The following is a 13,834-nucleotide window of genomic DNA, read 5'->3' on the forward strand; positions in this document are numbered from 1 at the left end:
ATAGGCGTCGACGTCAGCCGCGAGCAGATGGCCGCCCTTCACCTTGAGCGCTCCAACTTCCATGGTGAGTGGAATTACACCCTCCGGCCAAACTGAAACTTTATTTCTGCGCGGCTCCTAAATGCCTGTACTCCAGCACCCAGAGCGCGGTAGCGGGGTTGGAGTCGGTGGCGTGCGACGAGACGGGCACGCCGGTGTGGAAGATGGGGGCGCTGCGCGCGGCGCTCACCAGCGTAGAGGCGACCCCCTGCCTGGACCTGGAGATCATCCACGCCAAAGAGGGAGAGAGCCCGGCGTTCCGGCAGTTGCTGCCTCGGGTGGTGGAGCACTACGGAGAGCACTTCCAAGTGGTGACGGGGGACGCAGGGCTATGCGCTGCGGAGAACGCCGCCGTCGTGCGCTCCTTTGGCAAGCACTACCTGCTGGGACTCAAGGGCAACCAGCCTACGCTGCATGCGCATGCGATAGAGCGCCTAGCCGACAAGAAGTGCCCGCCCCGTGCACGGACCCAGGACAGGGCTCACGGGGAGACGGTGGTGCGCGAGTTGTGGACGCACGCGCTGGGGTCCACCTCACTGGACTTTCCTGGTGCTCGGCTGCTGCTGTGCGTACGGCAGACGCACCTGAAAGACGATGGCAGCCAGAGTGTAGAGTGGCGTTACTTCGTCACCTCCCTGTCTACGGTGGACCTGTCCTTCCAGCACCTGTTGCGCTTGGTGCGGTTGCACTGGGCCATTGAGAACCAGCACCACTGGACGCTGGACATGGTGCTCCAGGAAGATGCGCGTCAGCCGTGCCGTGATAGCGCCTCGGCTCTGGAAGTGACCGCCTGGCTGCGCACGCTGGCCTATAACTTCATTGCGGCATGGCGGGCCCAACTGCCGCTGAAGAACCGCCTGCCCGTCCGCTGGGAGCGCGCATGTGAAACGCTCCGCGACGCTCTGGTTCTCGGTCGCACGGAGGCATGTCTGCCCACAGGCGCCTGAGGGGTTCGCCGGCCTCTCTCGCCTGGGCCTCCACACTTCACGCTGGGGCAACGACCGCCGGGTCGAACGGCGGAGCTTTGCCTCCAACTCCTCCGCTCTCACCGGCCCCCTCTCGCCCCATCCAAGACGGCCGACTTTGAATCAGGCCTGCCACTGGTTGCTGGGGACGCAGTAGTGCGCAGTGGTGCAGAACCAGGATGGGACGTGGTTGGTGCAGTCTGAGTTCGTCGTACAGCTATAGGACGAGCCCGTACAGATGAAAACCCCCGACAGGTTCTCACAGCACAGGTTCTGAGAGCCGGTACAGGTACTGGTGCCACAGTTGGCCATGGCATGTCGCGTCGTCTCCCCTTCTGGAGCAGCAGCGGGGTCGTTCTCCGGACCCACGCCCCCGCATCCAGCCAGGATGAAAGTGTTCGCGAGAGCTGCAGTGACAATCAATGGCTTCAACAACCGATGCATTTATCCTCCCTCGTTCTGGCCATGGGAGCGAATGTCCCAATGCCAGAGTCTAGCTTAGCGAGAGACAATGGTCTGCCCAACAACCTTTTGGGATCTTCGAATCCATTCATCTCGGAGGGCGCCCAGAGCGACCGGGTGGTGCTAACACCAAACGCGTACGCGACTCGAGCCTGGAGCAACCTACAGCTATGCAGTCAGCCTGCTGACCAGGGCTGCAACGGTCGCAGCAGCCCGGTCCGGTCCAGCAGTTCGTGGACGCGAGCGGCCAGCGCGACGTGCTCCAAAGTGGATGCGAGTCGCCACCTCCGAGACGCTCAGAGCTTCGCCTTGCGAGCCTGCCTTTTCGGCCAGCAGGTGGACCGTGGTGTTGGCGTAGACCGCGACGGCGTAGTGCAGTCCTAACTCATCGGGGCCCTTGGCCTCAGCGGCGGCGACGCACTCGCCCCAGCGCCCAGAGACACAGGATCGCGATGGGCCCTCCGCCCGTGGCGCTGCAGGTGCCATCCTTCACGGAGCCCTCGAGGCCCCCATCGGTGGGCGGCGTGGTGACACTCAGCCCGGCGGTCGCCGTGCCGTTGTTGTCGGCGGCGTCTTCGGCGCGCACCTTGTAGATGTACGTCGTCTCGGGCTTGCACGCCGTGTCGGTATACGTCGTGCTTGTGATCGTGCCGATGTCGACGTTGTCGCGGTAGATGCGGTAGCGCACGACAGCAACGTTGTCTGTCGAGGCGGTCCAGGCCAGCGCCACCGTGCCCGACGTCACCTCGGAGGTGTGCATGTCCGTGGGCATGGTCGGCGCTTGCGTGTCGGCGGCGGCGCTGGTGGTGACGTTCACGGTGTTGCTGGAGGCCGACTGATTGCCAGCGGCGTCGTAGGCGCGCACGGTGAACGCGTACGTAGTGCTGGCGGTGAGGCCGGTGTTGGTGAAGCTGGTCGTCGTGCTGGTGCCGACCTCGACGCCGCCGCGGTAGATGCGGTAGCTGGTCACCGCGACGTTGTCGGTGGAGGCGGTCCAGCCCAGGGTCACCAAAGTGGCGGTCTTGGAAGTCGAGGCCAGGTTGGTGGGGGCGCTGGGAGCCGTGGTGTCGCTCGGACCGCTGTCGGTAGCGACGTTCAGCGTGTTGCTCTCCCCCGACAGATTGGCGGCGGCGTCGCGCGCCTTGATGGTGTAGCTGAAGGCCGTGCCTCCGGGCAGTCCCGTATCGGTATAGCTCGTGCCAGCGGTGGCGCCCACGGCCACGCCGCCACGGTAGATGTTGTATTGGGTGACGGCCTTGTTGTCGGTGGAGGCGGTCCAGCTCATCTTCACCGAGCTGGCTGTCTTGCTGACCAACACCAGATTGGTGGGGGCGCTGGGGGCGGTGCTGTCCGCCGTGGCCGCAGTGTAGTTCACGTGGGAGGTACGGACGTAATACGTGTAGCCGCCGTAGGTGGAGCCGCCCCACGAGGTGCCGCGCGCGCGGATGGACACGCGGTTGGGGTTGTAGTTCGACAGCAGGGTGATCTTCGCCGTGCTCCAGGGTGAGGTACCGGTGCAGGCGCCCTCGGCGCCACCGTAGCTCAGGGGCCAGGTGCTGTCGTTCTGCCAGGGGGCCTGGGTGCGCCAACGGACGTCGCTCAACCCGGCGCTGGAGTCGTTGACCTGCACCATGCCGCTGAGCTCGATGGTGTTGGCGCCGCTGTAGGAGACCGCGCCCGCTGGCCCAGGCGACAAAATGACGGGCACGATCGGATCGACGGGAGAGTCCACGCCGCGTCGCTGTGCCATCACCCAAGGCAAGAGCGTGGGCGTCGCATACATCGTGGTCCATCCGCCGTGTCCGCCAGCGCCGTAGCGCGTGTAGATGGCGCGCCCGCCGGCGTCCCAATTGCCGGTCATGGTGTTGTCACCCCCTACCGTGGCTTGGGTGTTGTCACCCGCGCAGTGGAAGTACCAGATGTTGTTGTGGTTGTTCACCAGGATGGTCTGCCCGGCGACGTTGGGATCACCGCCCGCTGACATGGGAATGACCGCGGCGAACTTGCTCGGGTTCGAAGCGACGATCCCCCAGGTATTGATCGAGCCCTGTGAGAGGCCCGTGATGTACAGGCGGTCGGCGTCGATGTTGGGGTAGGTGGCGCGCAACGCGTCGATGAGTTGCACGACGAGTGCCTGGTAGTTGGCTTGACCGCCGTATTGCGGCGCCAGCATGAACATGGGGTGGCTGGCGCGATTGCTCGGCGACAACCACTGCAGCACACCGGTCTGGTCCATGAGCTGCGCCGTGTTGTTGTACCCAGCCCCCCCGGCGCCGTGCAGGAAGATCACCAAGGGATAGGTGGTGGCCGAGGAGGGGTTGAAGCCGTCGGGCTTGATCAGGCGATACCAGAGGTTCTCCGTGGTGGCGTTGCCGTCGGGATCGAAGATCAGTCCGTCGAAGTTCTGCACGGTCGGGGTGCTGCCGGCTGGGAGCGGATCAGCCGGATCGGGGGCAGGATCGGCGCGAGCAATGCTGGCAGCGGCAACGACGAGCACGCACAGGGATACGCGAGACGTCATGGAGGGGCCTTTGGGCGAGAGGGGAAAAGGCTCGATGCGTATGGGCTCTGATCAGGGTACCAGCCACGCGTCACACGACAAGCCAGGTCGGTCGATTGGGAGCCTCGCCAGGCTGGAGGCGTGCGCCGCGATGCTCCGGCCCGAGCGCTGAGCGCTCCTGGAGAGTCTCTGGTGCAAGGAGGATCAGGCGCCCAAAGTGACCAGGTAGTGCTAACACCAAACGCGTACGCGGCTCGAGCCTGGAGCAACCTACAGCCATGCAGTCAGCCTGCTGGCCAGGGCTGCAACGCTCGCAGCAGCCCAGCCCGGTCCAGCAGTTCGTGGACGCGAGCGGCCAGCGCGACGTGCTCCAAATTGGCGGCGGTGAACCTCTCGGGGGTCAGGATGACGAGGGTGCCCTTATCCTCCACACGTTCGATACGCACGGGCGCAGGCAGTGGGGGCACCGTGCCGCGCAGCCGCGAGAAGTACATCACCCAGCCCACGAAGGTGCCTGCGTACGGAAAGCCCTTCACCGCCATCTCCAGGTGCTGGTGCGAGGTAGCCACTCCCCACTCTGGGTCCCAGGCGATGGCCATGGCACGCAACACCTCGGTCATGACGGGAGCGATCAGGATCCGTTCCCCGACAGGACCCTCATCGAAGGGCTCGAGCACGCAGTTGGAAGGAACCTGAGAGGAGGATGAACCGCACGTTCCTCCAACGGAGGACGTTTCCTCATGGCTGTCACCGGTCCACAGCCGGAACTTGACGCCGTCAAAGATCTGATGCCCCTCATGTGCGAACAGCTTCTGGAAGCTCGTGGCATCTGTCGTGAATGGGCGTTTGCGCGCCTCCTCGAAGGAGCTACCCGGCTGATACCAGCGGTTCCACGCCGGGTCGCAGCGTCCCAGGCTGTGGAAGAAACGCTCCGCACGCCGTGCGCAAGCCTCAGCGGATTCGGGCCGAGCCAGCCAATAGGAGCCAGTGTAGTAGGTCTCTATCATCGATCGGCTACTCCTCGCTGTTGCGCTCGTTCTCCTCGCGGGAACCGTCGCGCGAGCCCAGACTACCGGACTCGAGCCGAGTCAACGAACGCTCCGCAGCCATCGGGACTATATCGCTTGGGGCGTTCGTCGTCCCGCTGCCGAACCTACCGCGGTAAACCGGTGGGCTGTTTCATCCTCTCGAACTCCTCTGCAGCCTTGCGATCACCGAGCCCGTTGGCGAGGCTGATCCCAGAATCAACGATGTCGTTGTAAGCACTCACGAAGCGTTTGGGATCAATGCTCATGAATTCCTTGAACATTGACAACGCTTGCCTCACCATACGCATCGCGTCGGCATACTGCTCTTTGTCTCCCGACTCAATCAACAAGAGCGCATATGAATAAGCACTACGAGCAGTGTGCATGGCAAAAGCCCGATCACCAATGCCAAGATACCTGAGGCTCGCATCAAGCGCCTCTCGAACCAAGAGTCGCGCCTGATCCTTGTTTCCAGCTTGGAATGCATAGATGGCATTCAGGTTGACAAGCTGCACGAACATCCGCCCATACTCGGGCTCCTCGTTCGCAAGCTCGCGAAGCTCTCTAACCAGCACCTCGTATGTTGCTCTTGCCGCCTCTCGATTACCCAGCTTGTTCGCGATCTCGGCGGAGGATTGCGCCAGAAGCAGGTATCCGGATGCATGTTTGTGTGAGCGCCAGAGATTCAGCTCCTCCATAACCTCCCGCAGCAACGCCTGGAGCTCATCCGTCGAGAATGCTTCGTGGTTTGCCCTGTGGTGCAACCATTCAGCACGAGTCAGCAACAGGAGAGCTTTTTCATGCTCATCCGGATTGTGCATGGCTGAGAGGATATCGAGCGCTTCTCGCCTCCTCTTGGCAGCCCTGTCCATGTCTCCTTCGTCGATTGCTCGAAGAGCAGCGGCCTTGAGGAGAATTGCCCGTTTGTACGGATCCGACTCAAGCTCAGCTTGCAGACTGGTGACCATCGCTTCGACGGGTCTCAGCTCTACACTCGAGCGAACCCGCGCCAGGAAACTCAGCTTCTTCAAAGCATCGGGAGAGCTCGCTGTCATCTTGAGAATCCTGGACAACGCGGGCTCCCTTCCTGGAAAGACCTCTTTGACGTCATAGATGAGGCGCGAGAGCCTTTCCACGAAGTTTCCGCCCATGGAGAGAAGCTCGCGCGCCTTCCAGGAGAACCCCGAGATCATTTTCAGCTCGGGTTCAAGCGCAATCCTCAGCCACTCCGCAAAGTCACCTGTGGTATCATTGAAGACCAGCTCAACGAGTGCCGCCGCGAGAACATCGGGTCCGACTGCAGGTATCGCTGATATTTTATCATTGTACCAACTCGTCGTTGCCACGCGATCTCGAAGATCTCCAGGAAAGTCTTCGTTCCAGAGACCGTCCCGTCCGGCAAGCTGGCGCAGTGCCACATCAGGCAGGCTTCCCGCCGTGCAAGCCAGCGCAATCAAGCGCGGCAAAGTCGCCCTGCCACAACCGAGCGCCACGCTCGCGCGGGCGGCACGCTCAAACTCCCACGTGACGAGCGACTGGACAACTTGCTCGCTCGTCAGCGTAAATGCGCTTTCAGGGGCAATAGCTGCATGCAGCCCTGCGGCAGCCAAATAGAGCGGTTGTCGTCTTTGCTCAATGAATCGTGGTGGGACCGTGGCATCTTCGGTTCCGCGAAGCCATTGCCGGGCAGCCACATCATTCCAGTCAAGGGAGTGCTCCAGCACTGTTGCAGCACGAGAGGCAGACTGGAACAAAACCTCCAGACCCTCAGACTCATCCAGTGGTGCCAACCGGGTCAGGTTTCCGAAACGTGCTGCTCCCCCCAGACCGAGCACCACGCTCTCCCATTCCCTTGGAAGCTGCCGGGACAAGAGAACGAAGCGAGCCGGACGCCATGATGAGTCCTGATTCTTCAAGCTCTCCAGCAGCGTGCGGACCTGATCCTGTCGCTCCTCCGGGTAATCAAGTACCGCCAGGACTGGTGTGGCCTGAGCCGAAAAAATCAAGGTCGTGTACACGCGGCAGAAAGCCGGCTGCCCACCCTTTTGAGCGCACCTTCCGCGCGACTTCCGCCGCGAGCCTCGTCTTTCCAGCGCCGCCGGACCCTGTCAGCACATAGAGCTGCCACGAAGGCCCCTCTGGAGACTCAGCCCATGCGAGCACATCATCCAGATGCCTATCTCTTGCAGTGATCCATGGAACTAGCCCTGAGTTCCAACGAAGGGCCGCGAAAGTATTCAGTTCCTTCTCAACCAAGCATTGCTCGAGAGATTGCTCGTCGGGAAGAACTAGCACCAAACGCGCTACGTGCTCGCCGAGGGATCGGATGATGGTTCCCCGCTCTGGGAGGGCGGAGCTTCGAGGGAGTAGAGAACGAGACGATCGTCCAGCCAGGGGAGGCGCAGGTTCTTGGCGTTGAGGTGCTCGAGGTGCTGCTGCCACCAGTCGCGGAACCACCTTGGGTGGAGGACGACAAAGAGGGCCTTGTCGGAGAGGTAGAGTTCTGCCGGGAAGTGGAGCCACCAGCGGCGCAGGGTGCGTGGGTGAGCCCGATGGAACTGTTGGGGCAGGGAGGCGGTGAAGTGGCACAGGGCGTTGACGGCCAAGCCCGCCAGCCAGGAGTAGAGCATGAGGGCGCTCTGGCGGAAGCCCGGCTTGTCCGGATTGGAGCTATGCTTGGAGTAGCCGGAGGGCGCCGCATCGACGAAGGCATCATGGAGCAGAACGCGGTAGGTCTGCTCATGGTGCTGGCGAGCGCGAAACTCTTGGATGAGGGTGAGGGCTTCTGTGGCGTTGTCACGGAAGACGAAGAGCGCGTGCCACCTGTGCTTGCCTCGGCGGCCCTCTTCGCGGGCGACGAGGGTGCGTACCTGCCGGGCGCGGGAGTGCTTGTCGGCGCGAAGGGTGGTAGTGGTCTGTGCCACGTGGATGCGCTTGGCAGGGGCCCCCTTGTAGCGGCCAGGTTCCTCGTAGGAGGTGAAGAGCTCCTCGGGCAGGGCCTTCCAGCGCTTGAGGTAGGCGGTGCGCCTGGGCGTGCGCGCCAACACCACCTGGTTGGGATTCTGGTCCACCAGTTGGAGCAGTTCACGGTGGCTCTGGGCGGCCCCGGCGTCGAGCACCACCCGGAGGGGAGTGTGACGGTAGCGAGCGCGCAGCGCCGCGAGCATCTTCGAGGCGACGGTGGCCAGGCGCGCGTCGCCCGGGGTGACGACGAGGTTGAGGAGGGTGCGCAGGCCGGTGTCGAAAGAGAAGAAGAGCTTCTCCACGCGCATCTTCTTGTTGCGGATGGTGTGGAAGCCCTTGGGGATGAGGAACTTGCGGGTGAAGCGCGCCACGGCGTGCTCGTCGATGGAGACGTGCAGGCGCTGGACGGAGGCCACCCCCGGCTGAGTGAGGCGGACGAACTGGCCCACCGCGCGCGAGGAGACAGCGCGGACCCGAGCGCCCAGGGTGGAGCGCGACAGCGTGCGGCGCCCCCCGGTGAGCAAGGCCAGGCCCTCGTCCCGGAGCGAGTCGAAGTGGAAGATGCGCTCAATGCCGAGCACCGCCTTGAAGAACAGGGACAACACCAGGCGGCCGCCTCGGTGCGCGCCCACGCTGCCGAAGCATGAGGCCGCGGTGCGGTAGAGCCCCACCGCCTGCTCCATCAGCGCGAAGGCTCCTCCGTGGGCTGTGCGTCCGACAAAAGGGGGGTGTCCTCCACGGACGCGTGCTTCAAGCAGCCCAGGCCGTAGCGCTTGAGGAAGCGGCGCAGGGTGAGCCTGTCCATTTCCACTCCGAAGCTCTGGTGGATGAAGCCCAGCACCTCGGCTACCGAGCACCCTGGGTGCTCCGACAGGAACTTGGCCACGGGCCCCACCTGCTCTTTGCGCAGCTTGGGCGCAGGGTGGCCTCGACGCGCCTTCTGCAGCTTCTTCCAGAATTCCTTGGGCGCCACCTGGCGGGCCTTGCGCACCGCTCTGCCCGTGGTGCCCACCACGGCGCCAATGATGACCGAACTCAGCCCCAGGCCACTGTGCGACAGCAGGTAGGCCACCATGCGTCGCAGCGCAGCCACCCCGCCCACGAAGCTCAAAAACACCAGTGCCGCCAGCACCACCCCGCTCTGCATGCCGTCCAACTGCGAAAGCTCCACTCCGCTCGCGCTGGCCCACTGCTCAAGGCGCTGCTCTCGCTCGGCCTGACTCAAGGCCGCAGGACTCTTCATCGCCCGACCCGTCTGCATGGGCCGACCTCTACTCACTCCACAGGTAGGATGGCAAGGGCACAACGCTCAGGGTAGAGCGCCCGTGTGCTCGGCTCAGGGCTCCACAGGCAGACTCGAGGGCGCTGGCGTCAGCTCCGCGTACCCACCACCGGCGGAACTCTGCAAGTCACCCGTTTCGAGCCGCGTACGCGTTTGGTGCTAGGCCATGCTTGGTGGGCGGAGAAGTCTTTGATACCTCAGCGATGGACCTTGTTGTGCTCCCAGGGCTGGGAGCCAGGATGATTAACTCCGGCTCAACACCAAAAAACTCGGCGAGCACGATGATGCTGGAGCGTAGCATCAGCCCCGTTGGTGCGAACGCGCTGTTCCAAACGCCTGCGCCTCGCCCCAATCGACGAGACCCTTTGGGAACGCGCTTCGATTTGAGCTCCTCCAGGAACTTATCCCTGACCTCGTCCTAAGAGGTTGCATCCATGTCACGCATGTACTGATCCCGCAACGCTCGTAGCTTCTCGCGGTTGGGGACAACAAGCTCTCTGTAATTCTTGCTTGAGCGATGGACCATGAAGAGCCCTCCGAGCGATGATCCTGGCACAGAGTACCTCAACGCGCGTTGGGCACGATCTCGAAGGGCCAGGAACATCTCGCGGGCCCGCCCTCCCCATGCTGAGACCAAGCCAGTGGTCCACGAACCACTGAGTTAGCCTCCACGGCTCTCGTGGCCCCCCTGCCGATGCGTGCGTTCAACGAGCTGCCTCATCAGCTCGGAGGCCTCTTTGCGGCCGAAGCCCAGCTTCTTTCCGATCTGTCCGAACGTGTAGCCCTCGACCAGATACAGATACGCCACCTCCAGCGCCCCAGGTGTCTCGCCACGAACGAGCACCACCAGTTCCCTCAACGCCTCCACCTTGCCTATCCCTCCATCATGGGCTGTGTCCGCCTCGTGCTGGCACAGCGAGTCCTCTTCATCATCGACGCGCAACGGTCCCATCTGGATGGCTTCACGTGAGCGCCGCCGCAAGCAGTTCACAATCTGCCTGAGGAAGATTCCATGAAGCACCGTGGAGAGTGACGCCTCTCCCCTGAGCCTGGGGATGGCCCGCATCAGAGCAGCGAAGCTCTCCTGCACCACATCCTTGGCCTCCTCGGAATCATGAAGCAGCCACTGTGCCCGGCAGAGATAGGGCTCACGGCTGTCGTACAGTTCCGCCAGGGTATCATCCTTCTTCTTCGCCATGAGAGCGCGTCCCCACGTTCTGGGCTGATGTCTCAGCCATTCGCGGGACATGGTGCCCAGACGCTCCCGAGAGCGGAATCACGTTTCCTCAGGCCTGCTCAGCCCTGCTCGGGTCTGGTCAGGCATCCGGCTCGTTGGGCGCGAAGGTTCCCGTGCTGCTCTCATGGCTGCTCCAGACAGAGGAGCTGATCGTAAATGCCAAGAAAAATCCCTATCGCGACAAACCCATCGTGAGGTCGGCAATGAGGCGGTCCTCACGAATGGGAGGACTCATGCTGTGGCTGCGCATCCTGAATCCGGCCAAGGACAAGATCGATGATGCCCTCATCGTCCGAGGCACCGTCTACAACAAACAGGAGCGCCTCAGCCACGGTGCGGATGAGGACGAGTACGACTACTACCACTCGACGCGTCACCCGGTTGTCTATGACGACTCGAAGCCTGTCGCCACGAACCGGCTGTTATTCGGCAACGAGCAGATCGCGCACACGAGGAGTAGGCATTACGGCATCGCGCTGGAAGATCTGCTGGACCTCTCCCCTCTGAAGGAAGTTGGCCTCGCTGTCGTTGAGTTCGGCCGACTCGCAGCCCTGGAGGAGTACCGTCGCAGCAAGGCCATCCGGCTGCTACTGGCCGGAGCCTACTGGACGTCGCGGGACACCAATGCGGACCTCTGGGTGGCGGCCGCCAACGCCGAGAGCGACGTGCTGGAGGACGCCTTGTTGATGGCCAGGGTGGCATCGGCCCGCCGGCTGGATAGCCCCTTGCGCGTCGGCGCCCGCACGCCTTCCTCGCCCCCCGCGAACCCGTCGAAGACCTTCTACACGCCGATGCACTGGGCGCTGGCCCAGCAGGGCTACCTCAGCGCCCTGCCCCTGCCCCAGTTGCTCACGATGTATGTCGAAAAGTTCGGCGCTCTCGTCATGGGCGAGCCGCTCTACATCCATGAATTCTCGCGGTGGACTCTGCCGATCAGCGCCTGGCTGAAGAGGATCCCGGCGCGGACCCTGGCGCAGTTCAATGCGCTGGAGAAAAGCCGGCGCTCTCTGGGACAGGCCCCGCGCCGCGCCGCCTGATCCGAAGCGCCACATCCCATCACCCACCCTGTGCCTCACCCACACCGGGACCGGTACCGGTCCCGCATAGGAGAAGTCCATGTCAATGAAGTCCATGTCCAGGAAGCCCAACGCAAACCTGCTCTCCCTCATGAACCACCGGAATGAAGTGCTCGCCAAGCGAGTGGGCACTCACCGCGCGGCCTGGCGCCTCATCAACGGCACTCTCAACAAGGACGGCTATTGCGTCTACCTGGCTCAAAGCAGCTGCTACGTCGAGAAGTCGAGCCACTTCCTGAAGCTCACGAGCCTGAAGATGAAGCGGTACCCAGCGCTCGCCTCGCACCTCTACAAGAAGTCGCTCGAAGAAATGAACCACCACTTGTGGTGCTGGAATGATCTGAAGCGCCTGGGGTGGTCGAACCAGCAGCTGAAGCGGATCCAGCCATGCCCCTCGGTGGAGGGCTACCTGCACTACCACGAGGCTGCGGCCAGGCGAGGCACGCCTGAGATAGCCGGTACCGCGTACAGCTTGGAGACACTGTCAGGAAACAGCGCCGGCAAGGCTGTGGAGCGGCTGCGAAGCGCCGGGCGCATCGAGAACATCGACGCCGCAGACTCCTATTTGCGACTCCACGGAACATTGGATGACGACCACTCCGCGCAGTTGGCGGAGCACCTGCGCTGCGTGAACCGTGCTGAGTGGTCGTGCATCCTGCTGGCGATGGACGTGGTCGAGAGCCTGCTCGTCGGCATCTTCGACGAGGTGGAGCGCGCCGCAGGCTGAGGGCGCCCGCCGCTCAGATGCCGTCCAGGTCCCGGCACGAAGACGCCGGCCGGCACCAGCCAGTGAAAGGTACTCCCGCAGATCCTGTGATGTCATGCGGAGCCGGTTACCGGCTCACCTTGAACAGCGCGGGCTACTACATGAGCTACAACTGAGCGTGGCTCGATGCCCGTGGAGCGCTCTGCTCCGGAGCGCATGAAAGAAGAAGGGGCCCCCTCTGGGCAGAGGCTGAGCATTGGTATGGTTGTCATACCAGTTCGGTTCATTGCCGGGACCCGGAGGGCTGTGACTTCAGGTGGTGATTCGCCCTGGGAGTCGTGGGCATTCACAGCCGGGCGACTGGGCCGCGGCAGCTCAGCGCGTCAGCTCTCGCACCAGGTGCCCCAGCTCCGGGAGGATCAGCGCCTTCAGTGCCAACTTCACCGCCTGAGGAGATCCCGGCATGGCGAACAGGATCATCCCCTTGTACGTCCCCGCCGTGGCCCGTGACAGCATCGCCGCGCTGCCGATCTCCTCGTAGGAGAGCATCCGGAAGATCTCTCCGAACCCCGGCAGCTCCTTCTCGAACAGGGCCCGCAGCGTCTCCACCGTCGAGTCTCGCCGCCCGATCCCCGTCCCACCGTTGAAGAGCACCGCTCGCGCTCCCGCCTCGGCGGCCTCGGTCAGCACCGCCCGGATCGCGTCCGGCTCGTCCTTCACCACCTTGTAACCCGCCAGCGTGTGCCCCGCCTCCTCCAGCCCGCTGCGCAGCACCTGCCCGCTCTCGTCCCGGGCCGCATCCCGGCTGTCCGAGCACGTCACCACGAACACGCTCACCTGCGTCGGCGCGTGCGACTTGTGCTCGTCCGCCGCGTGCGAGTGCCCGTGATGCCCGTGCGGAGGATGGTGGTGGTGATGCTCGTGCCCCCGGTGCTCGTGATCCTCCCGCCTGCGCCTCGGAGGCGGAGGAGGAGGCGGCGGCGGACGGTGCCCATGCGCGTGAGAGCCATGCTCATGCGGCGGGGGCGGAGGCGGCGGTGGTGGAGGCGGACGATGCCCGGGGCCTCCGTGCTCGTGTCCATGACGGTGCCCATGACCGTGCTCAGGGTCATGGTCGTGGCCGTGGTCATCGTCGTGATCGTGCCCGTCGTGTCCCATCGCTGCCCTCCCGAGTCGCTTCCTGCCTACTTCGCCGCCGGATCGTCGATGACGATCTGCCCACCCTCGACGTCGACCTTCACCACCGTCTGGTCATCAGCGATGCCTGGCGAGGTCTCGTTCTTCCCCGTGTCCAGGTCGAAGCCGACCTCGTGGCACGGGCAGATGACCAGGTTGTCCTCGACGCGCCCACCCGATAGCAGGCAGCCTGCGTGGTTGCACCAGTCGTCAAGCCCCTTGTAGCGCCCGTTGACCTTCGCGATGCATACGTTGCGGTTGCCTACCTCGTAGCCTCGCATCTCCTTCTCGGCGAAGTCCGCCGGTCCGAGCTTGATCTTCATCTGCTTCGTTCATCCTCAATCAAACGACGGGTAGACCCCGTGGGGGCCCCCCTTCTACCCTGCTCCCACAAGCCTC

The 13,834-nt window shown here is 63.7% G+C and carries 12 protein-coding genes; 3 read left to right on the forward strand and 9 right to left on the reverse strand.

Annotated elements, in window-relative coordinates:
• Positions 1-167 precede the first annotated feature (167 nt).
• Positions 168-986 (forward strand): ISAs1 family transposase, encoded by an 819-nt coding sequence (locus KY501_RS30350; protein ID WP_224367079.1) that lies wholly within the window; start codon positions 168-170, stop codon positions 984-986.
• Between the two features lie 883 nt (positions 987-1,869).
• On the opposite strand, the gene KY501_RS30355 is transcribed toward KY501_RS30350, so the two are convergent.
• From KY501_RS30355 to KY501_RS30380, 6 genes are all read right to left on the reverse strand, one after another.
• Positions 1,870-3,987, reverse strand: coding sequence for a fibronectin type III domain-containing protein (locus KY501_RS30355; RefSeq protein ID WP_224367081.1), 2,118 nt, complete (start codon positions 3,985-3,987; stop codon positions 1,870-1,872).
• A 263-nt stretch (positions 3,988-4,250) separates the two neighbouring features.
• Positions 4,251-4,973 (reverse strand): immunity 52 family protein, encoded by a 723-nt coding sequence (locus KY501_RS30360; protein WP_224367083.1) that lies wholly within the window; start codon positions 4,971-4,973, stop codon positions 4,251-4,253.
• Positions 4,974-5,119: 146 nt separating this feature from the next.
• The gene (locus KY501_RS30365; protein ID WP_224367084.1) at positions 5,120-7,012 is read right to left on the reverse strand and encodes a hypothetical protein; all 1,893 of its coding nucleotides are present in this window, start codon (positions 7,010-7,012) and stop codon (positions 5,120-5,122) included.
• Between the two features lie 285 nt (positions 7,013-7,297).
• A complete protein-coding gene (locus KY501_RS30370; RefSeq protein WP_224367086.1) occupies positions 7,298-8,641 on the reverse strand; it encodes a hypothetical protein in 1,344 nt (447 codons plus the stop codon).
• The gene (locus KY501_RS30375; RefSeq protein WP_224367088.1) at positions 8,641-9,219 is read right to left on the reverse strand and encodes a hypothetical protein; all 579 of its coding nucleotides are present in this window, start codon (positions 9,217-9,219) and stop codon (positions 8,641-8,643) included. Before KY501_RS30375 ends, KY501_RS30370 begins: the two co-directional genes overlap by 1 nt.
• A gap of 682 nt (positions 9,220-9,901) precedes the next feature.
• Entirely contained in the window at positions 9,902-10,438 is a 537-nt protein-coding gene (locus tag KY501_RS30380; RefSeq protein ID WP_224367090.1) for an RNA polymerase sigma factor, read from the reverse strand.
• A 272-nt stretch (positions 10,439-10,710) separates the two neighbouring features.
• Between KY501_RS30380 and KY501_RS30385 the strand changes: the two genes are divergently transcribed.
• Both KY501_RS30385 and KY501_RS30390 read left to right on the forward strand, forming a co-directional pair.
• Complete coding sequence (locus tag KY501_RS30385; RefSeq protein WP_224367092.1) at positions 10,711-11,514, forward strand: GNAT family N-acyltransferase; 804 nt, start codon at positions 10,711-10,713, stop codon at positions 11,512-11,514.
• A gap of 79 nt (positions 11,515-11,593) precedes the next feature.
• Entirely contained in the window at positions 11,594-12,280 is a 687-nt protein-coding gene (locus KY501_RS30390; protein ID WP_224367094.1) for an iron-containing redox enzyme family protein, read from the forward strand.
• Positions 12,281-12,634: 354 nt separating this feature from the next.
• On the opposite strand, the gene KY501_RS30395 is transcribed toward KY501_RS30390, so the two are convergent.
• Genes KY501_RS30395 through KY501_RS30405 form a run of 3 tightly spaced genes read right to left on the reverse strand, consistent with a single transcriptional unit; the run spans position 12,635 to position 13,758 of the window.
• Entirely contained in the window at positions 12,635-13,096 is a 462-nt protein-coding gene (locus tag KY501_RS30395) for a MogA/MoaB family molybdenum cofactor biosynthesis protein (RefSeq protein ID WP_224367095.1), read from the reverse strand.
• Entirely contained in the window at positions 13,093-13,389 is a 297-nt protein-coding gene (locus KY501_RS30400) for a hypothetical protein (protein WP_224367097.1), read from the reverse strand. The genes KY501_RS30395 and KY501_RS30400 overlap by 4 nt, the downstream gene beginning before the upstream one ends.
• Before the next feature lie 54 nt (positions 13,390-13,443).
• Positions 13,444-13,758: a Rieske (2Fe-2S) protein gene (locus KY501_RS30405; protein ID WP_224367098.1), complete on the reverse strand. Its 315-nt coding sequence runs from the start codon at positions 13,756-13,758 to the stop codon at positions 13,444-13,446.
• Positions 13,759-13,834: the final 76 nt, after the last annotated feature.

The sequence above is a fragment of the Hyalangium versicolor genome, from assembly GCF_020103695.1.
Lineage (GTDB): Bacteria > Myxococcota > Myxococcia > Myxococcales > Myxococcaceae > Hyalangium > Hyalangium versicolor.